General features: G+C 48.7%; 1 pseudogene. It reads left to right on the forward strand.

What is annotated here, in order from left to right:
• Positions 1–82 precede the first annotated feature (82 nt).
• Positions 83–261 (forward strand): annotated as a pseudogene (locus tag SB775_RS30800) (pyridoxal 5'-phosphate synthase lyase subunit PdxS); the annotation flags it as partial.

The following is a 261-nucleotide window of genomic DNA, read 5'->3' on the forward strand; positions in this document are numbered from 1 at the left end:
TTAAATTAATGCAAACTGAGTCTTTTTATATGGTCACAGTTTATTATACTGGAAACAACCAATAAAAGGGAGGAATTTTCAGATGAGTGAAAAAGGGACAGATCGAGTCAAACGAGGCATGGCAGAAATGCAAAAAGGCGGCGTCATTATGGACGTGGTCAATGCAGAACAGGCGAAAATCGCAGAAGCGGCAGGAGCGACGGCCGTGATGGCGCTCGAGCGCGTCCCATCCGACATCCGCAAAGAAGGCGGCGTTGCGCG

This window comes from Peribacillus sp. SIMBA_075 (genome assembly GCF_046534585.1).